This window comes from Pseudomonas entomophila, from assembly GCF_023277925.1.
GTDB lineage: Bacteria > Pseudomonadota > Gammaproteobacteria > Pseudomonadales > Pseudomonadaceae > Aquipseudomonas > Aquipseudomonas entomophila_D.
The window spans coordinates 4827445-4848559 of sequence record NZ_CP063832.1 but is presented as its reverse complement, the minus strand read 5'-3'; the positions used below and the strand labels follow the sequence as shown (position 1 = coordinate 4848559).

Below are 21115 nucleotides of genomic sequence, written 5' to 3'. Positions count from 1 at the left end.
TATGCCGATACAAGCGAAAGTGTCTGATAAGCTGGCGCCAAATGCCTGGCGCATCGCGCAGGCCAACTATATAAAAGCCAATGCGTCGCATCGAACAGGATTTCGTGATGGTCTCCTCAGCCCTTCCCGCCAAGATCAAGAACATCGACAAGCTGCTCGGGCACTGCCAGCGCCGCCGTTATGCGGCCAAGAGCAACATCATCTGCGCGGGAGACCGGGCCGAAACGCTGTCGTTCATCGTCAAGGGTTCGGTGACCATCCTGATCGAGGACGACGAAGGCCACGAAATGATCATCGCCTACCTCAACAACGGCGATTTCTTTGGCGAGCTGGGCCTGTTCGAGCCGGTTGGCCAGGAGCACCAGCGCAGTGCATGGGTACGCGCCAAGACCGAATGCGAAGTGGCCGAGATCAGCTACGACAAGTTTCGCGAACTGGCGCGCCAGGACCCGGAAATCCTCTATGCGCTCGGCAGCCAGATGGCCCAGCGCCTACGCAACACCACGCGCAAGGTGGGTGACCTGGCCTTCTTCGATGTGACCGGTCGAGTTGCCCGCTGCCTGCTCGAACTGTGCAAGCAACCCGACGCCATGACCCACCCCGATGGCATGCAGATCAAGATCACCCGCCAGGAGATCGGCCGGATCGTCGGTTGCTCCCGTGAAATGGTTGGCCGCGTGCTCAAGGACCTCGAGGAGCGCAGCCTGGTGCAGGTCAAGGGCAAGACCATGGTGGTCTACGGTACCCGTTAATCCTTCGGCAATGCCCCGATCACATCGGCATAAGCCTGGTTGAGGCGTTCGAACCAAGGTGCCTCGGGCACCACTTCATGCAGGGCAATGTGGCTATCGGCGCGGCAGCGCTGGTCCAGCTCGCAGCACTCGTTGAAGCGGTTCACCGCCGCCACCATCGATTCGCGCTCGTTATCCAGCAACAGTGCGCCATGCACCAGCACCACAGGGCGCTTGCCACCCAGGCCCTGGCGCCATCGCTGGGCAGTGCCGACCAGCTTGCGGCCATTGAGGTTGACGTTGTAGCGCCCGTCACAGAAGGCGCCGTCGATCTCGCCGACCGAAGCCACCCCACCCCATTCGCGCAACACATCACATAACGGCAGGCACAGGCGTTCGTAGGCGTTCTCGATCCGCCCATGGTCGCCTTCGCTGCGCGGCGCCACGTAGACCAGCGCGATGTTCACCGTTGAGTGGGACTGCGGCACCGGCTCACCACCGGTTTCACGCAGCAACACCGGCCAGCCGGCGATCGCCAGCTCAGCGCAGGCGGCTTCGAAGTTTTCCAGACGGCTCATGCGTCGTGGCATCACCAGGGCATGGTCGGTCGGGCGCCAGAACAGCACACCGGACTCGCGATCACCGCAACACACGGCGGCCAGCAGGTCCTGCTCGGCGTGCAGGCCTTGCTCGACGGTCAGGGCCAGGGGTTGATCGGTCATTGATCCACCTTTGATGTTGTTTTCTCGGGCCTCTTCGCGGGCAAGCCTGCGTCCCCAGGTACGGCGCTGCATACAGGAACGGGACTTGCCCACGAAAGGTCGGTGACAGGCCAACAAAAAGCCGGCAAACGCCGGCTTCGATTCGATCAGTCCAGTGGCTGAACCACGGTTTTCTTCACCTGGTCCGGGAAGAACAGCCGTTGCAACTCCAGCCCCGGCTGCTCGGCGCGCATGAAGGCTTCACCGACCAGAAACGAATACACCTCGTTGATTTCCATCAGCTCGACATCGGCACGGTTGAGGATGCCGCTCTCGGTAATGGTCAGGCGATCACGCGGAATGCGCGGCAGCAGGTCGAGAGTGGTCTCGAGGCTGACTTCGAAGGTGTGTAGGTTGCGATTGTTGACCCCGACCAATGGTGTGTCGAGGGTTTTCAACGCACGCTCCAGCTCATCACCGTCGTGCACTTCCACCAGCACATCGAGGCCAACATCCTTGGCGGTGGCGGCCAGCTCGGCCATTTTTACATCGTCGAGCGCCGAAACAATCAGTAGCACGCAGTCGGCACCCAGGGCACGGGCTTCGACGATCTGGTACGGATCGACCATGAAGTCCTTGCGGATCACCGGCAGCGAAACCGCAGCGCGGGCCTGTTGCAGATAGGCGTCGGCACCTTGGAAGTAGTCCACGTCGGTCAGCACGGAGAGGCAGGTCGCACCGCCCTTCTCGTAGCTGACGGCGATGTCTGCTGGCACGAAGTCTTCGCGGATCACGCCCTTGCTGGGCGAGGCCTTCTTGATCTCGGCAATCACCGCCGGTTTCTTGCACTTGGCCTGCTCGATCAGGGCCTTGGCAAAGCCACGCGGCGCATCGGCCAACTTGGCCATGGCCTCGAGCTCGGCGAGGCTGACGCGCGCGCTACGCTCGGCCACTTCCTGGAACTTGCGTGCGATGATCCTTTCCAGCACCGTCGGGACACTCATGCTTCGTTCTCCACCTTGAATACCGCGGTAAACGCACCCAGCTCCTGCAGTTTTTCCCAAGCCAGGCCGGTGTGCAGCACGTCATGGGCCAATTCCACACCTTGCGCCAGACTCATTGCATGATCGGCGGCATACAGGGCAGCACCTGCGTTGAGTACGATCATCTCGGCGGCCTTCTGCCCGTTCTCGGTCTTGCGCCGGCCCAGCGCGTCACGGATCAGCTCCAGCGACGCTTGCGGGCCTTCGACGGCCAAGCCGTGCAGGCTCTGGCTCTTCATGCGAAGGTCTTCCGGCTCGACCCAGTACTCGGTGATCTGGTCATTTTTCAGTTCGGCGACGAAGGTTGGAGCGGCCAGGCTGAACTCATCCAGGCCGTCCTTCGAATGCACCACCAGCACATGCTTGCTGCCCAGGCGCTGCAGCACTTCGGCCAGTGGACGGCACAGGGCTTGAGTGAAGACCCCGACCACCTGGTGCTTCACGCCGGCCGGATTCGTAAGCGGGCCGAGCATGTTGAACAAAGTACGCAGGCCCAGATCACGACGCGGGCCGGCCGCGTGCTTCATGGCGCTGTGGTGGGTCTGGGCGAACATGAAGCCGATGCCCAGGCTGTCGATGCAACGCGCCACCTGGACCGGTGTCAGGTTCAGGTAGATGCCGGCAGCCTCCAGCAGGTCGGCGCTGCCGCTCTTACCGGAAACCGCGCGGTTGCCGTGCTTGGCCACGGTGCATCCGGCCGCCGCGATAACGAAGGCCGACGCCGTGGACACGTTAAATATGTTGGCGCCATCGCCGCCGGTGCCGACGATGTCGACCACGCCGTCGAGGTTCTGGAGTTCGACCTTGTCGGCCAGCTCACGCATGACCGATACCGCGCCGACGATCTCGTCGATGCTTTCACTCTTCATGCGCATGCCCATGAGGAACGCGCCGATCTGCGCCTCGCTGCACTGGCCAGTCATGATCTGGCGCATGACATCGCGCATTTCCTCAGTGGACAGGTCCAGATGGCCGACGATACGGCTCAAAGCACTCTTGATATCCATGATCGATCCTTAACGGCGGCCGCCGGTCTGCTTGAGGAAGTTGGCGAACAGTTCATGGCCCTGCTCGGTGAGGATGGACTCGGGGTGGAACTGTACCCCTTCAACATTCAGCGTTTTGTGACGCAGGCCCATGATCTCGTCGACCGAACCGTCTTCGTGGGCGGTCCAGGCGGTGACTTCCAGGCAATCCGGCAGCGTTTCGCGCTTGACCACCAGCGAGTGATAACGGGTGACGGTGAGCGGGTTGTTCAAATCGGCGAATACGCCCAAGTCGCGGTGGAGCACCGGGCTGGTCTTGCCGTGCATCACCTGGCGTGCGCGCACCACGTCACCGCCGAAGGCTTGGCCGATGGACTGGTGGCCGAGACAGACGCCCAGGATGGGCAGCTTGCCGGCGAAATGCAGGATGGCCTCGATGGACACGCCCGCTTCGCTGGGTGTGCAGGGGCCGGGGGAGACCACGATGCGCTCGGGATTGAGGGCTTCGATCTGGGCGATGGTCATTTCGTCGTTGCGAATGACCTTGACCTCGGCACCCAGCTCGCCGAGGTATTGCACGACGTTGTAGGTGAAGGAGTCGTAGTTGTCGATCATCAGTAACATCTGGAACGAACCTCTTGAATACTGACTTTTGATTCGAGCCTTCCACGGCCGATCACGGGTGCGCGAACAGGTGCGCGACAAGGCGACGGGTGAAACGAAAGGAAGGCAGACGGGGACGGGCCGGTTATGCCGGCAGGAGAAAAAGTCAGGCGCGCCAACGCCAACGGGCGATGGCCTTGATCACGTGTATCAAGAGTTTGCTGACGATCAACACAGGGTAGGTCTCGTTCATACGTTCCGGCACAGTAGCCTACCGTGACGATGGGCGCAATATGCCCGTAAACACAGGGAAACGAATGGAACGGTAGGCAAAGACCGGGAATTTGCTAAGGTCAAGCGGCTTGTTCCAATAAAAACAAAGAAAAGGATATCCATGCATGCACAAGGCTCCCTTCCTGCGCACTTCACTCGGTGCCCTCGTGTTCGCCTGCAGCCAGGCCATGGCCGCGCCCTCTCCCTACAGCTCGCTGGTCGTCTTCGGCGACAGCCTGAGTGACGCCGGGCAGTTTCCCGACCTGACCGGTGGTACCGCGGGCATGCGTTTTACCAACCGCGACGCCAACGGCAACTATGCACCGGTGTCGCCAATGATCCTCGGCGGTCGGCTTGGTTTCAGCGACGGCTCGCTCGGCCCCTCGACGTCACCGACCAACCAGCTGCGCGGCATACCTGACGGCAACAACTGGGCGGTGGGCGGCTACACCACGCAACAGATCCTCGACTCGATCACCACCACCTCGAAAGCGGTCATACCGCCAGGGCAGCCCGGAGCCGGCACGGTACTGCGCCAACGCCCCGGTTACTTGGCCAACGGCCTGGGCGCCGACCCGAACGCCCTGTACTACCTGACAGGTGGCGGCAACGACTTCCTCCAGGGCCTGGTCACCAGCCCGGCCAGCGCCGCCGCGTCCGGCGCCCGCCTGGCCGCCAGTGCCCAGGCGCTGCAACAGGCAGGTGCTCGCTACATCATGGTGTGGCTGCTGCCCGACCTGGGTCAGACTCCGAGCTTCAGTGGCACGCCACAACAGGGCCCGCTGTCGCAGCTGTCCGGCGTATTCAACCAGTCGCTGGTCAGCCAACTTGCCGGCATCGATGCCGAGATCATTCCCCTGAACATACCGGTGCTGCTCCAGGAAGCCCTGGCCAGCCCTGCGCAGTTCGGCCTGGCCAGCGGCCAGAACCTGGTCGGCACCTGCTATAGCGGCGGCAACTGCGTGGGCAACCCGGTCTATGGTGCCAACGGCACGACGCCCGACCCGACCAAACTGCTGTTCAACGACTCCGTGCACCCAACCATCGCCGGCCAGCAACTGATCGCCGACTACGGCTATTCGATTCTCGCCGCGCCGTGGGAACTGACCCTTCTTCCCGAAATAGCCCACGCCAGTGTCCGCGCCCACCAGGACGAGTTGCGCAACCAATGGCAAACACCTTGGCAAGCAGTCGGCCAGTGGCAGGCCTTCGTCGCCACCGGCGCGCAGGACCTGGACTTCGGCAGTCAACGCAGCGCCGCCAGCGGTGATGGCCGGGGCTATAACCTGACCCTGGGTGGCAGCTACCGTCCCGACGATGCCTGGCGGCTGGGCCTGGCCGCCGGTGTGTACCGGCAGAAGCTCGAGGTGGGCCAACAAGATTCTTACTACAAGCTCGACAGCTACCTTGCCAGTGCCTTCGCCCAGTTCCGCCAGGGCCGCTGGTGGGCCGACGCGGCGCTTACCGCCGGGCATCTTGATTACAGGGACCTCAAGCGCACCTTCGCCCTGGGCGTGAACGACCGTAGCGAAAAAGGCGACACCGATGGCGAGACTTGGGCGGTCACCGGCCGCCTGGGCTACAACCTGGCAGCAGACGGCAGCGAATGGCAACTGGCCCCCTTCGTCAGCGCCGACTATGCACGGGTCAAGGTGGATGGCTATGAGGAGAAAAGTGGGCGCTCGACAGCACTGGGCTTCGATGATCAGGAACGCACGTCGCGGCGCCTGGGCGTTGGGATGCTGGGGAGCGTGCAGGTGCTGCAGGGCACGAAACTGTTCGCCGAGGTCGCCCGGGAGCATGAGTTCGAGGATGACCAACAGGACCTGACCATGCACCTGACCACACTGCCGGCCAACGACTTCACCCTGACCGGCTATACACCACACAGCAACCTGACCCGCGCCAGCCTGGGGGTGACTCATGAACTGGTACCGGGGGTAAACCTGCGGGGGAACTACAACTGGCGCAAGAGTGACGAGCTGAGGCAGCAGGGGGTGAGCCTGGCGGTGAGCGTAGATTTCTGAATCGCGGTTCGCCGGCAAGCCGGCTCCTACAGGGTTCGTGTAGGAGCCGGCTTGCCGGCGAAGGGCTGCAGAATTACCTGGGCGTTTGCTCAGCCAACGCCACGGCACGGAACATCGCCCGGCGTTTGTTGATGGTCTCTTCCCACTCCAGCGCCGGCACTGAGTCCGCGACAATGCCGCCACCAGCCTGCACATGCAGCTCGCCATCCTTGATCACCGCAGTACGGATTGCGATGGCGGTATCCATGTTGCCATTCCAGGCGAAGTAGCCCACCGCACCACCGTAGACGCCACGCTTGACCGGCTCCAGCTCGTCGATGATCTCCATGGCACGGATCTTCGGCGCACCGGATAAGGTACCCGCTGGCAAGATTGCCCGCAGCGCATCCATCGCCGTCAACCCTTCACGCAACTGGCCAGTGACGTTGGAGACAATGTGCATGACGTTGGAATAACGCTCGATCACCATCTTCTCGGTCAGGCGCACGCTGCCAGTGGCAGACACTCGGCCAACATCGTTGCGGCCCAAGTCGATCAGCATCAGGTGCTCGGCGATCTCCTTGTCGTCCGACAGCAGATCGTCTTCCAAGGCGCGGTCGGCCTCTTCGGTGGCACCACGTGGGCGGGTACCGGCGATCGGGCGCACAGTGACCAGGTTGTCCTCGACACGCACCAGCACTTCGGGGGAACTGCCCACGACATGGAAGTCACCGAAGTTGAAGAAGTACATGTATGGCGTGGGGTTGAAACAGCGCAGCGCACGGTACAAGTCGATGGGCGCGGCCTTGAAGTCGATGGACATGCGCTGCGACGGCACCACCTGCATGCAGTCACCGGCAAGGATGTACTCCTTGATACGATCCACCGCGCTTTCGTAGTCGGCGCGGGTGTAGCTGGAGCGGAACTCGGGCTCGGCGGCCATGGGCCCGCTGAGGTCGAGGCCACGGCGCGGGGCGATCGGCTGACGCAGCTTCTCCAGCAACCCCTCCAGGCGGGCCTTGCCGTTCTCGAACGCCTGCTCCTCGGCTGGATCGACCAAGACGATCGCGTGCATCTTGCCCGCCAGGTTGTCGAACACCACCACGGCATCGGACACCATCAGCAGGATATCCGGCACCCCGAGCGGATCCGGGTTGGGGCTGGCGCCCAGGCGTTTCTCGACGTAGCGCACGCAGTCATAGCCGAAGTAACCCACCAGGCCACCGTTGAAGCGTGGCAAACCGGGGATGTCGGCAACCTTGTAACGGTCCTTGAACGCCTCGACGAAAGCCAGTGGATCCTCGACATCGTGACTTTCCACTTCGACGCCATCCTGCAGGATGCTGACGTGGTAGCCATGCACGCGCATCACGGTGCGCGACGGCAGGCCGATCATCGAGTAGCGGCCCCACTTCTCCCCCCCCTGCACGGACTCGAGCAGGTAGGAGTTGGGTTGGTCGGCAAGCTTCAGGTAGATCGACAGCGGGGTGTCAAAGTCGGCCAGGGTTTCGCAGGCAAGGGGGATACGGTTGTAGCCGGCAGCGGCCAGGCGCAGGAATTCTTCGCGGGTCATGTGTAGCCTCGTGGCAAGCAGCAATGGGGTCGGGCAAGCGGACGGGCCGGCAGGTGCCGGCGAGCGGGAGTCAGGCGCGCCAGCGCCAGCGGGCCAGGGCCTTGATGACTTTCATCCAGAATTTGCCAGTGACCACCACGTTGTTGTCTCTGCTTTGCGGGGCTTGAAGGTCCGCCAACGTTATCCCAGTGTCGGTGACTAAGCAACCGGGCAGCAGGCGGCGCAGGTCGTCGATCACCAGGCTGGGGGATTCTTCGTCGATGGGGCGGCCGTGGTTGTAGCCATAGCTAAGGCCGACGCACTTGACCCCGGCGGCCTTGGCCGCCAGCACGTCGCTGCGCGAGTCGCCGATGAACAGCGACTGCTCCGGGGCAACACCGGCCATTTTCATGACAAATAGCAGGGCTGCAGGGTCGGGTTTCTTCTGTGGCAGGGTGTCGCCGCCGATGATCCAGCGGAAATAGCGGCCGATCTTCATCTGGTCAAGCAGAGGCGCGACGAAGCGCTCCGGCTTGTTGGTGATCAGCGCCATTTCCACGCCTTGCTTGTTCAGCCAGCGCAACGTGTCACGCACCCCGGGGTAGACGACGGTCAGCTCATGGCTCTCGGCGTAGGCCTCCATGAACAGGGCCAGGGCACGTTCGGCCAATTCGTCGTCCACCTTGTCGTGCTCGATGCCATCAGCCAGCGCCCGGCGCACCAGGACCTGGGCACCGTTGCCCACCCAATGGCGCACGGCGTCGAGCCCGGCAGGCGGGCGCCCGAGGTCGAGCAGCATGCGGTCGACGGCTGCGGCCAGGTCAGGTACCGAGTCGATCAGGGTGCCATCCAGATCGAACATCACCAGCCTGGGCAGCGTCCCCGGGAACAGCTGCTCGAAGCCGCTCATGCGCGGGCCAGCGCCATTTCGGCACGCATCTTGTCGATGACTTCCTTGTAGTCCGGGGCGTTGAAGATCGCCGAGCCGGCCACGAAGGTGTCAGCGCCAGCGGCGGTGATCTCGCGGATGTTGTTGACGTTGACGCCGCCGTCGATCTCCAGGCGGATATCCCGGCCGCTGGCGTCGATCAGGGCGCGTGCTTCACGCAGCTTATCCAGGGTGCCGGGGATGAATTTCTGCCCGCCGAAGCCTGGGTTGACGCTCATCAGCAGGACCATGTCGACCTTGTCCATCACATACTTCAGGGCGTCCAGGCCGGTCGCCGGGTTGAATACCAGGCCAGCCTTGCAGCCTCCGTCGCGAATCAACTGCAGCGAGCGGTCGATGTGCTGCGAGGCTTCCGGGTGGAAAGTGATATAGGTGGCGCCGGCCTCGATGAAGTCACCGATGATACGGTCGACCGGGCTGACCATCAGGTGCACGTCGATCGGCACGGTCACGCCGTACTTGCGCAGCGCGCTGCAGACCATCGGGCCGATGGTCAGGTTGGGGACGTAGTGGTTGTCCATGACATCGAAGTGGACGATGTCGGCCCCGGCGGCCAGAACCTTGTCGACGTCCTCGCCCAGGCGGGCGAAATCGGCGGAAAGAATGGAGGGGGCAATAGCGTAGGGCTGCATGGCGCACCTGTTGGCGGAAATCACAGTGGCGCGCATTGTAACCCAGGGAAGCAGATCGAGGCTGATTGGTATCAAGGATGTGCCGCAACCCTGTAGGAGCCGGCCTTGCCGGCGAACACCGGCACAGCCGGTGCCAACCATAGCATCGCCTGGTTCGCCGGCAAGGCCGGCTCCTACAACCGCACTGCCTCAGGCAGGTTGCTGGGTTCTCAACTTCTCGCTACGCCCTCGCAACCACTCCAGGGTCAGCAACAGGATCACCGAGAACACGATCAGCAACGTGGCCGCCGCCGCGATGGTGGGGCTCAGGTTCTCGCGGATGCCGCTGAACATCTGCCGTGGCAGGGTCGCCTGCTCCGGCCCGGCGAGGAACAGGGTCACCACCACTTCATCGAATGAGGTGGCGAAGGCGAACAGCGCCCCGGAGATCACGCCCGGCGCAATCAGCGGCAATGTCACCCGACGGAAGGTCAGCAATGGCGAAGCCCCGAGGCTGGCCGCCGCGCGCACCAAGTTGTAGTTGAACCCCTGCAGCGTGGCCGACACGGTGATGATCACGAACGGCACGCCCAGCACCGCATGCACCAGAATCAGTGAAACGAAGCTGTTGCCCATGCCCAACGGTGCGAAGAACAGATAGCTGGCCACACCAATGATCACCACCGGCACCACCATCGGGGAGATCACCAGCGCCATCACCAACGACTTGCCGGGGAAGTCGCCCCGGGTCAGGCCGATCGAGGCCAAGGTGCCAAACACCATGGCCAGTACCGTGGCCGCCGGGGCGACGATGATGCTGTTCTTCAAGGCCCGCATCCATTCGGCGGACGCGAAGAAATCCTGGTACCAGTGCAGCGAGAAGCCTTGCAGCGGATAGACCAGGAAACTCCCGCTGTTGAACGATAACGGCACGATGACCAGCACCGGCAACACCAGGAACAGCAGGATCAACCCACACAGGATACGCAGGCTGTAGAACCACACCCGTTCCACGGGCGACATGTAGGGGCTCAGCATGACAAGGCTCCTTAGCTCAGGCGCAGGCGGCTGGCGCCGACCAGCCAGCTATAGATCAGGTACAACAGTACGGTCGCCAGCAGCAACAGCCCGCCCAGCGCGGTGGCCATGCCCCAGTTGATGCTGGTGTTGGTGTAGAAGGCGACGAAGTAGCTGACCATCTGGTCATTCGGGCTGCCCAGCAGCGCCGGGGTGATGTAGTAGCCGATGGCCAGGATGAACACCAGCAGGCAACCGGCGCCGACGCCGGCGTAGGTCTGCGGGAAGTACACCCGCCAGAAGCTGGCGAAGGGGTGGCAACCGAGGGAGATCGCCGCGCGCATGTAGCTGGGTGAAATACCCTTCATCACGCTGTACAGCGGCAGGATCATGAATGGCAGCAGGATGTGCACCATCGAGATGTACACGCCGGTACGGTTGAACACCAGCTCCAGCGGCTGGTCGATGATGCCCATTGCCATCAGCGCGCTGTTGATCAGGCCACCCGACTGCAACAGCACGATCCACGCCGCCACCCGTACCAGGATCGACGTCCAGAACGGCAGCAGCACCAGGATCATCAGCAGGTTGCTTTGCCGGGTCGGCAGGTTGGCCAGCAGGTAGGCCAGAGGATAGGCCAGCACCAGGCAGATCACAGTGATCACCACCCCCATCCACAGGGTGCGAGCGAAGATGTCGAGGTAGATGGCCTGGTCGGGGGTAGCCTTGGCCAGCTCGCCCAGGTCGTCGATACGGTGGTCCAGTGCGGCCAGCAGGTAGAACGGCGTGACGCTGCTGGTGTTGCGACGGATCGCTTGCCAGTAGGCAGGGTCGCCCCAGCGCTCGTCGAGCGTCTGCAAGGCTTCTTTATAGGAGGCGGGCTCCTCCTTGAACGGCAGCGCCCTCGCAGTCTTGGCCAGCAGGCTGCGGTAACCGGCCAGCTCCATGTTGAGCCGCTTGGAGAGATCGCCCAGGGTCTGGTGCTTGCGCGACTCGGCCAGGTCCTGGCTCAGGGCCTTGTAGACCTCCTCGCCGGGCAGGCTCTTGCCATCCCATTGCGCTACCGCTTCGACGGTACGCGGCAGGCCGCCGACCACCTCGGGGTTGCCGACGCTTTTGTACAACAGCGCCGCGATCGGCACCAGGAACACCAGCAGGAGGAACAGCGCCAGCGGCGCGATCAACGCCTGGGCCTTCCAGCGGTTGACCCGCTCGGCATGCTTGAGGCGCTGCTTGAGGCTTGGACCTGCGCCTTCGTTGAGGGGCACTGCAATGGCCATGGCGAACTCCGGAATACAGGGGTGGGATTGTTCGCCGGCAAGCCGGCTCCTACAGGGAATCCAAGTGGAAGCCGGCTTGCCGGTGAACGGGCTGGTTACTTCTTCGCCGCCCAGGCGTTGAAGCGTTGCTCCAGCTGTTCGCTGTTGTCGGCCCAGAACGCCACATCGATCTTCACCTGGTTGGCGATGTTCTCAGGCGTGGTCGGCATGTCCTTCTTCACCGCATCGGCCAGCAGCGGGACGGCCTTGGAATTGGCCGGGCCGTAGGCGATGTTCTCGGAGTAGGTCTTCTGTTGCTCAGGCTGCACGGTGTAGGCAATGAACTTCTTCGCCTCTTCCACATCCTTGGCGCCTTTCGGGATGGCCCAGGCGTCGAAGTCGTAGATGCCGCCGTTCCATACCACTTTGAGGTTGCTCTCTTTCTGCACCGCGGCGATGCGGCCGTTGTAGGCCGAGCTCATGACCACATCCCCCGAAGCCAGGTACTGCGGCGGCTGGGCGCCGGCTTCCCACCACTGGATGCTGGGCTTGAGCTCATCCAGTTTCTTGAAGGCGCGATCCTGGCCTTCCTTGGTGGCCAGCACCTTGTAGACATCCTTCGGCGCGACGCCGTCGGCCATCAGGGCGAATTCGAGGGTGTACTTGGCACCCTTGCGCAGGCCGCGCTTGCCTGGGAACTGCTTCGTGTCCCAGAAATCGGCCCAGCTGGTGGGCGCGGTCTTGAGCTTGTCGGCGTTGTAGGCCATGACCGTGGACCAGACGAAGAAGCCCACGCCGCAAGGCTGGATGGCACCTTTGACGTAGTCGCTTTCACTACCGAACAAAGCCGGATCGAGCTCCTCGAACATGCCTTCGTCGCAGCCCCGCGCCAGCTCCGGCGACTCCACCTCGACCAGATTCCACGACACGCTCTTGGTGTCGACCATCGCTTTCACTTTGGCCATCTCACCGTTGTACTCACCCGCGACGATCTTGCCCTTGCCGGCCTTTTCCCACGGCTCGTAGAACGCTTTGACCTGGGCGGCCTTGTTGGCCCCCCCGAAGGAAATCACGGTGAGGTCGGCCGCCATGGCCTGGCCGGCGGCGAACAGCCCAAGGGCCAGGGCGGTCAGTTTCAACTGCTTGCGCATTATTATTCTCTCCACAGTGCAGGGTTGGTGAAGCAATCCATCAATGGGCTTGTGCAATCGGATCGAGCGCGCGGGCGTGCTCCACCTCCCAGCCCAGCGGTACCACATCGCCCACGGCCAGGGCCGGGTCGAGCTCGGCGATCGGCTGCTTCACGAAGAAGTCGGCCTTGCCGCAGACTTCCAGGCGCACCCGCACGTGGTCGCCCAGGTAGATGAATTCGGCCACGCGGCCGGAGAAGCGGTTGACGCAGCTTTCGCTGTGGCCGTTCAGCCGCACGCGCTCGGGGCGGATCGACAGGGTGACCGGCTCGCCGGCCTGGCCGACGTTCACCGCCAGCGCCTCGACCCGCTCGCCACGGGCCAATTGCACCTGGCAGCGCTTACCATCGCTGGCCAGCAGGGTGCCGTTGATGCGGTTGTTCTCGCCAATGAAGTTGGCGACGAAGGTGTTGCACGGCTCTTCGTAGAGGGTGCGCGGGTCGGCGATCTGCTGGATCTCGCCCTGATGGAACACTGCCACCCGGTCGGACATGGTCAGCGCCTCGCCCTGATCGTGGGTTACATAAACCACGGTCACGCCAAGGCGCTGGTGGATGTGCTTGATCTCCATCTGCATGTGTTCACGCAATTGCTTGTCCAACGCGCCGAGTGGTTCGTCCATCAGCACCAGCTGCGGCTCGAACACCAGGGCCCGGGCCAGCGCCACACGCTGCTGCTGGCCACCGGACAGCTGGCCGGGGTAGCGCTTGGCGAAGGCGTCGAGCTGGACCATGTTGAGCACGCGCTTGACCCGCTCACTGATGTCGGTCTTGCTCAGGTTGCGCACGGTCAGCGGGAAGGCCAGGTTCTCAGCCACGGTCATGTGCGGGAACAACGCGTAGTTCTGGAACACCATGCCGATATCGCGCTTGTGCGGCGGCACGTTGTTGATCGAGCGCCCGGCCAGTTGGATCTCGCCGGCGGTGGGGGTTTCGAAGCCGGCCAGCATCATCAGGCTGGTGGTCTTGCCCGAGCCGGACGGCCCGAGCAGGGTGAGGAACTCGCCCTTGCGGATATCGAGGTTGAGGTCCTTGACGATCAGCGATTCGCCGTCGTAGCTCTTCTGCACGCCCCGGAAGCTGACCAGCGTCTCGCTGGCCGCGTTCGAATTCGCCTCGCTCATGCCTGTACCTTCTTGTTGGAATGACTGCGTGGGTAGAAGCGTAGAAGAGGCAAGAACGCCCGAAAATCGGGGGCGCTGAGAGAATGTCATCATCCGGATGGAAGACTTGCTGTAGGGATCGCCCTACATGGATGGCGTTTTCAGGTAACTCTATCTTTGTAGGGGCGGCTTCAGCCGCGATCACCCGCGAAGCGGGTACCAGAGACAGCGGCGCTTGCATCGCGGCTAAAGCTGCTCCTACGGTGAGATCGCGTAAAAGCCCTTGTCGCAACCAGAACACTCACACCAGCTTGTGCTCCATGGCGTACTTCACCAGCTCCGCCAGCGAGTTGACTTTGAGCTTCTGCATCAAGCGCGCCTTGTGGGTGCTGATGGTCTTGCTCGACAGCGCCAACTGCTGGGCGATGTCGTTGACGTTGGCGCCCTGGGCCAGGCGCTCGAACACCGAGAACTCGCGCTCCGACAGCAGGGTATGCAAGGGCCGGGTCTCGGTCAGGCCAACCTCGAACACCATGCGGTCGGCCAGGGCCGGGTCGATATAGCGCCCGCCCCCGGCCACCCGGCGAATGGCGGTGAGCAACAGCGCCGGATCGCTATCCTTTGTGGCATAGCCCGCCGCGCCGGCCTTCAGCGCCCGGGCCGCCATCTGCGCCTCGTCGTGCATCGACAGCATCAGGATCGCCGGCGGGTTGTTCAACGCGCGGATCCGTGGGATCGCCTCCAGGCCATTCACCCCCGGCATGGAGATATCCAGCAACACCACCTCGCAGGGCGTGTGACGCAGCGTCTCCAACAATTGCTCGCCGTTACTCGCCTCGCCCGCCACCTGCATGTCCCTGGCCAGGCCGATCAACTGCTTGATGCCTTCCCGGACGATGGTGTGGTCTTCCGCCACCAGCACTCGAATCACGATCGTTTTCTCCTACACCAAAGGAATCGCCACGCTCAGGCTGGTGCCCTCGCCCGGCTCGCTGTCCAGGCTCATGCTGCCGCCCAGCATCAGCACACGTTCACGCACACCCACCAGGCCGAACGAGGTAGGCCGCGCCTCGCCCGGTATGAAGCCCTTACCATCGTCGATGACCGTCAAGCGCAGTTGCCCGCCCTCGCGCACCAGTTCGATCTGCACCGTGTGTGCCTGAGCATGGCGTATCACATTGGTCAGCGCCTCCTGAAGGATGCGGAACAGGCCCGTGGCCTTGGCATCACTCAAGGGAGGCAGATTGTCCGGCACCTGCACCAGGCAAGGGATCTGCGTGCGCGCCTCGAAACGCCGGGCTTGCCACTCGATCGCCGAGGCGATGCCAGCGTCGAGGATTGGCGGGCGCAAAGCGGTGGCCACATCGCGCACCAGCTGGAACAGCTGGGCGATCAGGCGCTTCATGCTAGCCAGCCGCTCGTTGAGCCCTGCGTCCAACTCACCATAGGCCAGCTCGCACATCGACACTTCCAGCTTGAGCACCGTGAGCATCTGCCCTAGCTCGTCGTGCACTTCACGGGCGATGCGGGCTTTTTCTTCTTCACGTACGCTTTCCAGGTGCGCCGACAGCTCGCGAAGCTGCTCCTGGGAGTTCGCCAAAGCAAGTTCCGCCTGCTTGCCCTGGGTGATGTCCCAGACCACCCCGTCCCAGACCATGCGCCCATCGACCAGGCGGCGGGTGGTGGCCTTGATGTCGGCCCAGCGCTGTTCGCCCTCGCGCGTCAGGATTCGTCCTTGCCAGGACCAATCCTGGTCAGTCGCCAAGGCCAGGTTCTGGACGCGGTGGTAGTCGCCGCGATCCTCGGGGTGGACCAGATTGCGCAGCCCCATCTGCGGGTGCTGGATGGCCGCAGGGCTATAGCCGACGAGAGCTTCGCTGCCCTCGCTGATGTAGGGAAACTCCGGGTCGCCTTCGGCCGGGTCGCGCTCTAGGCGGAACACCAGCCCCGGCACATTGCCGGCGATACCCTTGAGGCGCGCTTCGCTTTCACGCAGCTCTTCAAGGGCTCGGCGGCGCTCGGTGACATCGGAAAGAAACACCACCAGGTACTCGGCATCGCGAAAGCGCAGGAACGACAGCGACAGGTCCACCGGCAATTGGCTACCGTCGGCGCGCACACATTGGCTCTCGAACTGCAGTTCCCCACCCTCGCCGCTGCGCGCCCGCTTCCATAGTGCCAGCCAGCGATCCATGCTGAGGCTGGGCTCGACGTCGCTCAGCGGCCGCTCGATCAACGCCCCCTCGTCGAACCCGAGCATGCGCTCGGCCGCGTGATTGGCGTAGCGCACATGGCTGTCCCAGTTGACCCAGAAGATACCGACCGTGCTCTGGTCGATGGAGAACTGGCTCAGGCGCAGCGCCTCTTCCCGCACCTGGCGCTCGATCAGCGTCTCGCGAGCCGCCAGCAAGGCCCGTTCCACCCCCCGCTGCTGGCGACGCTGCCACACCAGCGTGGCCAAGGCGCAAAGCAGCAACAGACCGAACAACAGCGCGAGGTTCTGCCAGAATCCGGTCGACTCGGAAAAACGTGGGTACTTGGGTTGCAACCAGCGTTGATGCAGTTGCTCCAGGCGCTTGGCCGGCATCGCCTGCAGGCCGCGCTCGAGAATGTCAGCGAGCATCGGCCAGTCTCGTCGCGAGCCGATCCGCAGCAGCTGGGGCAGGCCGATGTCGCCCACAACAGCCAGGTCACTGAACTCGCTTTCACGGGAAAGACGGCTGAGTTGCGCTTCATCGAGCACGGCGAAACCGGCCTGACCGCCCAGCACCAGTTGCAACGCCTCACGCTCGCTGGGCACGCCTTGCAGGTTGAGGTTGGTGTAGTTGCCACGCAGGTAATCCGCCAACCTGGAGGGCATGCGAACCGCGACCCGGTCATTGGCGGTCAACTTCTCCAGTTCCACCGCCACCGCGCCACTGCGCATCCCCACCACCAACTGCGGCACACGCATGTACGGGTCGCTGAACAACCAGTTGCGCAGGCTGGCCGGCGTCTGGGCGAGCCCAGGGGCAAAGTCGATCTCGCTCGCCTGCAAGGCATGCTCGAGGGCCGCTTCGTCGGTGAACCCGCGCCAGGTCAGGTCCAGCCGGAGCGCCTGGGCCAGTTCATCGACCAGTTCGACGTTCGCGCCGTAGTACTGCTGGAGACGGCGATCGAACTGCGCGTAAGGCGCCTGCAGCACGAACCCGACGCGCAGGCTGCGGTGCGCATCCAGCCATTGCTGCTGGGCAGGCTCCAGCACAACCACGGGGGGCGCCTGCGGCCTAGCCAACGCGATCAAGGGTAGACACAACCAGCCGATAACCCACAGGCAACGCACTCGCTTCATCTATACGCTCGTCTTGGCAAGGATGGCCACCTGGCGTGGCCGTCGCGGGCAAATACTATTAGGCTGCCGGTATTATTCTGGCCTTGGGTTGATTCATGTTCACACTTTATCGCACGACGCTGGCAATGTTCTGCCTGGCCTCGCTCCTGCCCCTCGGCGCTCAGGCCGCCGATACCGAGAAAACAGAAGCTGCCACCGAGGCCGCCGCGCCCACCCCGCGCGCGCCGCTGGCCGAACGCAGCCAGGACGACGCCCTGGCCCTCGAACGCCAGGCGCCCAAGGCCGAGCAGCAGACCTTGCAGGCCAATGGCGAGAACTTCCTGGCGCTGTGGAAACCCGCCAACGATAGCGACCCGAAAGGCGCCGTGATCATCGTCCCGGGCGCGGGTGAGACGGCCGACTGGCCGAATACCGTCGGCCCATTGCGCCGGGGCTTCCCGGATGTAGGCTGGCACACCCTGAGCCTGAGCCTGCCGGACCTTTTGGCCGAGCGCCCACAAGCACGGGTCGAGGCCAAGCCGGCCCCCGCAGCGCAAAAGCCTGAGGGAGAGTCGGCACCGGCCAAGGATACGCCAGCGGACGCCAACGCCAACGTCGCCCAAGCCACTGCTCCTGAGGCGGACGCCGCCGAGAGCACCGACGCGGTCGAAGCCGACGAACACAGCGACCAGGCCGATGCCGAGCGGATCTTCGCTCGCCTTGACGCCGCCGTGGCCTACGCACAGCAGCAAAAGGCGCGCAGCATCGTCCTGCTCGGCAATGGCAGCGGTGCCTACTGGGCCGCGCGCTACCTCAGCGAGAAGCAGCCGCCGCAGGTGCAGAAACTGGTGATGGTAGGCGCACAGACGCCGGCAAGGGTCGAGCAGGACCTGCAAAGCCTGACACCGACCTTGAAAGTACCGACCGCCGACATCTACTACGCCAGCCGCCCCCAGGACAGCCAGGCCGCCCAGCAGCGCCTGCAGGCAAGCAAGCGGCAAAAGGACAGCCAGTATCGCCAGGTCTCGCTGATGGCCATGCCGGGCAACAAGGCAGCGGAGCAGGAACAACTGCTGCGCCGGGTACGTGGGTGGCTGACGCCCAAGGAAGAGTGACGACGGCGGTGGCGGCTTCGCGGGTAAACCCGCTCCCACAGGGACCGAAGCTGTCTAAAGACTAGCGCCACACCTGTAGGGGCCGGCCTTGCTGGCGAAAGGGCCAGTACCGCCAGCACAATACGGTCGCCCCCTCAGGTGCCGACGATAGCCCCCTTACAAACCCCGACGCTTACGGACCATGGCAAAGGCCTGGTGCAGCTCGCGCGTCAGCTCGGTCGCCTCGCGCACCTTCGCCTCGCTGGCGCCACTGCCCACCAGTTTGTCCGGGTGGTGGCGACTGAGCAGGCGGCGATAGGCCTGCTTGACCTGGTCGGTGTCGGTATCCGCCTCCACACCCAACAGGCGCAAGGCTGCCGCATAGGTCATCGTGCCGCCTTCGAGCGACGCCTTTCGCGGCTCGTACTCCAACGACAGCGCCTGCACCTGGCTGCGGCTAAGCCCCAACTGCTCGCCCCAGCCCAACAGCAAGTCACGCTCCTGGCGCCCCGCCTTGCCATCGGCCCAGACCATCCGCCAACAGGCGCGCAAGGTACCTTCCGCGGCATGGGGCTGCAGCTTGATCCGGCGCAGGTGATGACCCAACCGATCCTTGCCCGCCTTGCCACGATTGAACGCCGCAATGGCCCGCCGACGCGCAGGCTCCCCAAGATCCAGGCGGATCATCTCCTGGCGGGCTTGCTGGATATGCCCTTCGGCCACCCGACCATCGCTCTTGGCCAGGCGCCCAAGCAGCACGAACAGCAGTTCGTCATCACGCAACGCCGGGCGGCCACCCAGGCGCTCGCGCATATCGTCCCATCCCTGAAGACGCAGGCGCCGATCCATGGCCTGGCCCAGCAGCGCCCCGAGCAGTGCCCCAGGAATGCTGGCCACGGCGAAACCGGCCCCGGCACCAATCACTGTGCTTGGCCACCACATTTCAGGTATTCGCTCCGATCAGGCGCTCGACATCGGCCAGACGTTCGAGGGTGCCGACATCGACCCAGTGCCCAGCAAAATGCTCACCACTTACCCGCCCCTCGACCATGGCCTTGCGCAGCAACGGGGCCAATTTGAAGGCTCCCGCCTGACAGCCATCGAACAGCGAAGGGTCGAGCACGGAAATGCCGCTGAACGTCAACGTGCCTGGCGCATCGTCGCCGTCGACCACCTGCCCATCCAGCAGCCGGAAATCGCCGCGGCCGTGGTGCCCGGGGTTATCGACCAGCACCAGGTGCGCCTGGCCCTGCAGGGGGGCGTTCAGCGCCCGGAAGTCGTAATCCGTCCAGATATCGCCGTTGACCAGCAGGAACGGCGCGCCCCCCAGCAACGGCAGGGCCTTGAAGATCCCGCCGCCGGTCTCCAGCGGCTCGCCCTCCGGCGAATAACGGATGCTCAACCCGAAACGGCTACCATCCCCCAGATGATCCTCGATCTGTTGACCAAGCCAGGCGTGATTGATGACGACATCGCGCACGCCGGCCCGGGCCAGCGCCTCGAGATGGTACTCGATCAGTGGCTTGCCGGCGGCGGGCACCAGTGGCTTGGGGGTATGCAGGGTCAATGGGCGCATACGCTCGCCCTTGCCTGCTGCCAGGATCATCGCCTTCATGGGCGCGCCTCGCCTTGGAGTTCGGCAATCAGTTGCCCCAGCTCGGCCAATTCGGGGCGTCGGGCGATCACTTCATCTATATAGGTGAAGAAGCGCGGCACATCGGTGAGATAGCGTGGCTTGCCATCACGGTGGCAAATTCGCGCGAAGATACCGATCACCTTGAGGTGACGCTGCACACCCATCAGGTCGCTGGCGCGGTGGAACGCCTCGAAGTCGTCCTGGACCGGAATACCCGCGGCCCGCGCCTTGTCCCAGTAATTGCGCAACCAGCCCTCGACGCGCGCCTGAGGCCAACTGAGGAAGGCATCCTTGAACAGGCAAGTGATGTCGTAGGTTACAGGACCGTAGACCGCATCCTGGAAGTCCAGCACACCGGGGTTGGGGGCACTGTGCATCAGGTTGCGCGGCATGTAGTCGCGGTGCACCAGTACCTTGGGCTGGGCCAGGGCACTGTCGATCAGCAGTTGGCTCACCCGTTGCCAGGTAGCCTGCTGAGCCGCGCTCAGTTGCAGGCCGAGCGCCCGCCCGACGTACCACTCGGGGAACAGCTCCAGTTCACGGTGCAGCAGCGCGACATCGTAGCTGGGCAGCGGTGCGTCCATCGGCAGGCGCTGGAAGGCCAGCAATGCCTCGATGGCATCGGCAAACAAGGCGTCGGCGTTGTCCTGATCGATGATGTCAAGGTAGGTCTGGCGCCCAAGGTCGCCCAACAGCAGGAAGCCACGCTCCAGGTCCTGGCCATGGATCACCGGGACGTTTACCCCGGCACTGGCCAGCAGATGATCGATGTCGACGAATGGCCGGCAGTTTTCCTGGGGAGGTGGGGCATCCATGATCACGAAGCTGTGGCTCGCGCCTTCCCAACGGAAGTAGCGGCGGAAACTCGCATCGCTGCTGGCGGCGGTCAGGCTGCCTTCGGGCACCTCGCCCCAGGCGTTGTTGCGGAACAGACTCTCGAGCTGCCCGGCGAGCCAGGCGGTCAGTTGTTGCAGGCGTACATCGTGATCGGGCATTACAAGGGTTCTCCGACGGCCCTAGCCGTCAAGCGGGTCATGCTTTATTATCCAGCA

19 protein-coding genes are annotated in these 21115 nt (G+C 63.8%); 3 read left to right on the top strand and 16 right to left on the bottom strand.

Going from position 1 to position 21115, the window contains the following annotated elements; all coding sequences use genetic code 11:
• Nucleotides 1-107 precede the first annotated feature (107 nt).
• Nucleotides 108-752, top strand: a complete 645-nt coding sequence (gene crp / locus IM733_RS21495) for a cAMP-activated global transcriptional regulator CRP (protein ID WP_011531862.1) — start codon at nt 108-110, stop codon at nt 750-752.
• On the opposite strand, the gene IM733_RS21490 is transcribed toward crp, so the two are convergent.
• The 4 genes from IM733_RS21490 to IM733_RS21475 form a co-directional block, all read right to left on the bottom strand.
• Nucleotides 749-1453: a lipoate--protein ligase family protein gene (locus IM733_RS21490; RefSeq protein ID WP_248918406.1), complete on the bottom strand. Its 705-nt coding sequence runs from the start codon at nt 1451-1453 to the stop codon at nt 749-751. The two genes, crp and IM733_RS21490, sit on opposite strands and share 4 nt — an antisense overlap.
• A gap of 146 nt (nt 1454-1599) precedes the next feature.
• On the bottom strand, nt 1600-2436 hold the full coding sequence (trpC, locus tag IM733_RS21485; RefSeq protein WP_248918405.1) for an indole-3-glycerol phosphate synthase TrpC: 837 nt from the start codon (nt 2434-2436) through the stop codon (nt 1600-1602).
• Nucleotides 2433-3482, bottom strand: a complete 1050-nt coding sequence (gene trpD / locus IM733_RS21480; RefSeq protein ID WP_248918404.1) for an anthranilate phosphoribosyltransferase — start codon at nt 3480-3482, stop codon at nt 2433-2435. Before trpD ends, trpC begins: the two co-directional genes overlap by 4 nt.
• 9 nt (nt 3483-3491) lie before the next feature.
• Nucleotides 3492-4085, bottom strand: a complete 594-nt coding sequence (locus IM733_RS21475) for an aminodeoxychorismate/anthranilate synthase component II (protein ID WP_248918403.1) — start codon at nt 4083-4085, stop codon at nt 3492-3494.
• 377 nt (nt 4086-4462) lie between these two features.
• Here IM733_RS21475 and estP point away from each other — a divergent pair, with 377 nt between their 5' ends.
• Complete coding sequence (gene estP / locus IM733_RS21470; RefSeq protein WP_248918402.1) at nt 4463-6364, top strand: esterase EstP; 1902 nt, start codon at nt 4463-4465, stop codon at nt 6362-6364.
• A gap of 73 nt (nt 6365-6437) precedes the next feature.
• Here the strand turns inward: estP and trpE are convergent, their stop codons facing one another.
• The 9 genes from trpE to IM733_RS21425 form a co-directional block, all read right to left on the bottom strand.
• Nucleotides 6438-7916, bottom strand: a complete 1479-nt coding sequence (trpE, locus tag IM733_RS21465) for an anthranilate synthase component I (RefSeq protein WP_248918401.1) — start codon at nt 7914-7916, stop codon at nt 6438-6440.
• Between the two features lie 70 nt (nt 7917-7986).
• Complete coding sequence (locus IM733_RS21460; protein ID WP_248918400.1) at nt 7987-8805, bottom strand: phosphoglycolate phosphatase; 819 nt, start codon at nt 8803-8805, stop codon at nt 7987-7989.
• Nucleotides 8802-9476, bottom strand: coding sequence for a ribulose-phosphate 3-epimerase (gene rpe / locus IM733_RS21455; protein ID WP_248918399.1), 675 nt, complete (start codon nt 9474-9476; stop codon nt 8802-8804). The genes IM733_RS21460 and rpe overlap by 4 nt, the downstream gene beginning before the upstream one ends.
• A 189-nt stretch (nt 9477-9665) precedes the next feature.
• A complete protein-coding gene (locus tag IM733_RS21450) occupies nt 9666-10493 on the bottom strand; it encodes an ABC transporter permease (RefSeq protein WP_248918398.1) in 828 nt (275 codons plus the stop codon).
• 11 nt (nt 10494-10504) lie between these two features.
• Nucleotides 10505-11752: an ABC transporter permease gene (locus IM733_RS21445; RefSeq protein WP_248918397.1), complete on the bottom strand. Its 1248-nt coding sequence runs from the start codon at nt 11750-11752 to the stop codon at nt 10505-10507.
• Nucleotides 11753-11847: 95 nt separating this feature from the next.
• Complete coding sequence (locus IM733_RS21440; protein WP_248918396.1) at nt 11848-12882, bottom strand: ABC transporter substrate-binding protein; 1035 nt, start codon at nt 12880-12882, stop codon at nt 11848-11850.
• A 40-nt stretch (nt 12883-12922) separates the two neighbouring features.
• Nucleotides 12923-14044 (bottom strand): ABC transporter ATP-binding protein, encoded by a 1122-nt coding sequence (locus IM733_RS21435; protein WP_248918395.1) that lies wholly within the window; start codon nt 14042-14044, stop codon nt 12923-12925.
• Nucleotides 14045-14324: 280 nt separating this feature from the next.
• Nucleotides 14325-14957 (bottom strand): response regulator, encoded by a 633-nt coding sequence (locus IM733_RS21430; protein WP_248921218.1) that lies wholly within the window; start codon nt 14955-14957, stop codon nt 14325-14327.
• Nucleotides 14958-14966: 9 nt separating this feature from the next.
• Complete coding sequence (locus IM733_RS21425; protein ID WP_248918394.1) at nt 14967-17354, bottom strand: PAS domain-containing sensor histidine kinase; 2388 nt, start codon at nt 17352-17354, stop codon at nt 14967-14969.
• A 95-nt stretch (nt 17355-17449) separates the two neighbouring features.
• Here IM733_RS21425 and IM733_RS21420 point away from each other — a divergent pair, with 95 nt between their 5' ends.
• Nucleotides 17450-18448: an alpha/beta hydrolase family protein gene (locus tag IM733_RS21420; protein WP_248918393.1), complete on the top strand. Its 999-nt coding sequence runs from the start codon at nt 17450-17452 to the stop codon at nt 18446-18448.
• A gap of 156 nt (nt 18449-18604) precedes the next feature.
• Here the strand turns inward: IM733_RS21420 and IM733_RS21415 are convergent, their stop codons facing one another.
• From IM733_RS21415 to IM733_RS21405, 3 genes are read right to left on the bottom strand one after another with little or no spacing between them, the layout of a single operon-like run.
• Nucleotides 18605-19369: a TerB family tellurite resistance protein gene (locus IM733_RS21415; protein WP_248918392.1), complete on the bottom strand. Its 765-nt coding sequence runs from the start codon at nt 19367-19369 to the stop codon at nt 18605-18607.
• Nucleotide 19370: 1 nt separating this feature from the next.
• Nucleotides 19371-20042 (bottom strand): N-acetylmuramate alpha-1-phosphate uridylyltransferase MurU, encoded by a 672-nt coding sequence (gene murU, locus IM733_RS21410; protein ID WP_248918391.1) that lies wholly within the window; start codon nt 20040-20042, stop codon nt 19371-19373.
• Entirely contained in the window at nt 20039-21058 is a 1020-nt protein-coding gene (locus tag IM733_RS21405) for an aminoglycoside phosphotransferase family protein (protein WP_248918390.1), read from the bottom strand. The genes murU and IM733_RS21405 overlap by 4 nt, the downstream gene beginning before the upstream one ends.
• Between the last annotated feature and the right edge of the window lie 57 nt (nt 21059-21115).

Excerpts from the sequence above, each read along its gene's own strand:
- crp (WP_011531862.1), top strand. The coding sequence starts at position 108 with ATGGTCTCCTCAGCCCTTCCCGCCAAGATCAAGAACATCGACAAGCTG.
- IM733_RS21490 (WP_248918406.1), bottom strand. The coding sequence starts at position 1,453 with ATGACCGATCAACCCCTGGCCCTGACCGTCGAGCAAGGCCTGCACGCC.
- trpC (WP_248918405.1), bottom strand. The coding sequence starts at position 2,436 with ATGAGTGTCCCGACGGTGCTGGAAAGGATCATCGCACGCAAGTTCCAG.
- trpD (WP_248918404.1), bottom strand. The coding sequence starts at position 3,482 with ATGGATATCAAGAGTGCTTTGAGCCGTATCGTCGGCCATCTGGACCTG.
- IM733_RS21475 (WP_248918403.1), bottom strand. The coding sequence starts at position 4,085 with ATGTTACTGATGATCGACAACTACGACTCCTTCACCTACAACGTCGTG.
- estP (WP_248918402.1), top strand. The coding sequence starts at position 4,463 with ATGCACAAGGCTCCCTTCCTGCGCACTTCACTCGGTGCCCTCGTGTTC.
- trpE (WP_248918401.1), bottom strand. The coding sequence starts at position 7,916 with ATGACCCGCGAAGAATTCCTGCGCCTGGCCGCTGCCGGCTACAACCGT.
- IM733_RS21460 (WP_248918400.1), bottom strand. The coding sequence starts at position 8,805 with ATGAGCGGCTTCGAGCAGCTGTTCCCGGGGACGCTGCCCAGGCTGGTG.
- rpe (WP_248918399.1), bottom strand. The coding sequence starts at position 9,476 with ATGCAGCCCTACGCTATTGCCCCCTCCATTCTTTCCGCCGATTTCGCC.
- IM733_RS21450 (WP_248918398.1), bottom strand. The coding sequence starts at position 10,493 with ATGCTGAGCCCCTACATGTCGCCCGTGGAACGGGTGTGGTTCTACAGC.
- IM733_RS21445 (WP_248918397.1), bottom strand. The coding sequence starts at position 11,752 with ATGGCCATTGCAGTGCCCCTCAACGAAGGCGCAGGTCCAAGCCTCAAG.
- IM733_RS21440 (WP_248918396.1), bottom strand. The coding sequence starts at position 12,882 with ATGCGCAAGCAGTTGAAACTGACCGCCCTGGCCCTTGGGCTGTTCGCC.
- IM733_RS21435 (WP_248918395.1), bottom strand. The coding sequence starts at position 14,044 with ATGAGCGAGGCGAATTCGAACGCGGCCAGCGAGACGCTGGTCAGCTTC.
- IM733_RS21425 (WP_248918394.1), bottom strand. The coding sequence starts at position 17,354 with ATGAAGCGAGTGCGTTGCCTGTGGGTTATCGGCTGGTTGTGTCTACCC.
- IM733_RS21420 (WP_248918393.1), top strand. The coding sequence starts at position 17,450 with ATGTTCACACTTTATCGCACGACGCTGGCAATGTTCTGCCTGGCCTCG.
- IM733_RS21415 (WP_248918392.1), bottom strand. The coding sequence starts at position 19,369 with ATGTGGTGGCCAAGCACAGTGATTGGTGCCGGGGCCGGTTTCGCCGTG.
- murU (WP_248918391.1), bottom strand. The coding sequence starts at position 20,042 with ATGAAGGCGATGATCCTGGCAGCAGGCAAGGGCGAGCGTATGCGCCCA.
- IM733_RS21405 (WP_248918390.1), bottom strand. The coding sequence starts at position 21,058 with ATGCCCGATCACGATGTACGCCTGCAACAACTGACCGCCTGGCTCGCC.